The sequence below is a fragment of the Desulfogranum japonicum DSM 18378 genome, assembly GCF_000429945.1.
GTDB classification, from domain to species: Bacteria; Desulfobacterota; Desulfobulbia; order Desulfobulbales; family Desulfobulbaceae; genus Desulfogranum; species Desulfogranum japonicum.
This window is the reverse complement of record NZ_AUCV01000114.1, coordinates 1-1,818: the sequence shown is the minus strand read 5'-3', so window position 1 is coordinate 1,818 and position 1,818 is coordinate 1. Positions and strand designations below refer to the sequence as shown.

Here is a 1,818-nt window from a genome sequence, read left to right as displayed (position 1 = left end):
ATCTTCTCATTCTTCTTACCCAGCTTTTAATCTTGCTGCACAATTTTCAGGAAACTTCAGATAAATAGAAACAGGGTATTAAATATGGGTTTAGCGATTGTAGTTGGTATGTATTCAGATCTATTAAAAGAAGATCCTGAAGGAGCAGAGTGGCTTGGTAAAACATTCAATACATTAAATGATGTACTTAAGAAAAACGGAATCGAAACATTTAATGAGCCAAAAGAATTACATGAGTTACGAAGTAGATCATGGTGTGATTCATTTCCATATTCTTTCATTCATTATCTCAGAAGATTTTATGCTTATGTTATTTCAACTCCAGATTGGGTTCCTGCACCTGTTAAAGAGGATGAAGACCCTGCTAGTGATCCCGTTGTCGAAGAAGAAACGCTAATGTTTGAAAGCCATTTACTTTGCCATTCAGACTGTGAAGGTTTTTATCTTCCTATCAGATTTGACGAAGTAATCTTCGACGAAAACAAGAGGATTCCTGGAGGGATGCTTGGCTCTAGCTATAAACTACTAGAAGAGCTAGTGCAGGTCGCACCCAGATTAAATATTAAGCTCACCAACAGTAAACTTTCCGACGAAGAAGCTGAAAGAATCAACAAGTTAGCCAGTTCCGAAGACGAATATTATCGTGAATATTGTGTTTGGATAGCTCTATATGAAGCAGCAAGGCTAAGCATAGAAAACAAAACCGTAATTAGCTTCTGCTAAATGGTCCACCTCCGTTCCCACTTTTTTGTAGCCCTGCGCTTATGGTAATGAATGATGGTGTCATCAACCAGTTTGTCGACAAACTGGAGTTCCTCATCTTTGATCCAGATAGCCGCCCCGTATACTTGCAGAGACTTACCATTTTGTTTTTATTAGCCATGTTGATAAGGTGAGCCATCTCTTCAAGCGCAATAATACCCTTAGGAGAAATCTGTTATTCCAGGCCGAGAAGGTCTTTATGCGGATTCAGTATCTTATGACTGAAATCATATTCAGCCACAACTATGCTGAGAACCTTTACCGCAATCACCTTTTTGGTCTTTCTACTCAGACGAGTCCAATTGGGATATTGTTTTTTCAATTGTTTTCGTACAATAAGTTTGATATTTTCGTGATGTATAAAGCCTCCATTTTGAATTGAATACTCTTACAGTGAGCCTCAGTTCACCACAGAGGCTTTTTATTTTATCCAACTGTTTTTTTGCATTCTTTTTAGCGCTTCTTTTCAACACCTTGTCATAGACAAAAATATAAGGCTTAACATATGCCTTCACGCAGACCAGGTGGGCCTTGGCATTTTTTTGAAAAGCTTGCATTTGCCATAATTTATTACATTTTGGGGCTTCTTCGATTTCCCCATACTGATGATGAATCGCGGTGCTGACTGCGATGAGGCATACATCTACAGTAAAATTTTCAAACGATAATTCAAGTAAATAAAAAAAATGCGGTTACATGAATGATTGGTTTACAATAGATCAAATCGACAAGGAAACATATATCATAAGTGAATACCGCCACTGGGAAGAAACGCATTGTTATCTCTTGAATGGCTCTGAACGCAGTTTGCTAATTGATACAGGGCTAGGGATCTGTGATATTCATGAACAGGTCATAAAGCTGACTGATACACCAATTGTATCTATAGCTACTCACATTCACTGGGATCATATTGGCGGTCATAAATTTTTTCCCGATTTTTACGCTCATAAAAACGAACTGAGAGTTATAGTCAAGTCTGGTGTTCGAAGAATCATTCCTAAACATTGACGATCCTGTCGAGCCCGCTTTCTTCTATCGGTACAACTCTCTCCC

At 38.3% G+C, this 1,818-nt stretch carries 2 protein-coding genes and 1 pseudogene; 2 read left to right on the top strand and 1 reads right to left on the bottom strand.

Going from position 1 to position 1,818, the window contains the following annotated elements:
* Window positions 1-84 precede the first annotated feature (84 nt).
* The gene (locus G493_RS0122555; RefSeq protein WP_028582174.1) at window positions 85-723 is read left to right on the top strand and encodes a hypothetical protein; all 639 of its coding nucleotides are present in this window, start codon (window positions 85-87) and stop codon (window positions 721-723) included.
* Window positions 724-937: 214 nt separating this feature from the next.
* On the opposite strand, the gene G493_RS33625 is transcribed toward G493_RS0122555, so the two are convergent.
* Entirely contained in the window at window positions 938-1,084 is a 147-nt protein-coding gene (locus tag G493_RS33625) for a hypothetical protein (protein ID WP_153306644.1), read from the bottom strand.
* Between the two features lie 374 nt (window positions 1,085-1,458).
* On the opposite strand from G493_RS33625, the pseudogene G493_RS0122545 reads away from it, so the two are divergent.
* A pseudogene (locus G493_RS0122545) lies at window positions 1,459-1,725 on the top strand (MBL fold metallo-hydrolase); the annotation flags it as partial.
* Between the last annotated feature and the right edge of the window lie 93 nt (window positions 1,726-1,818).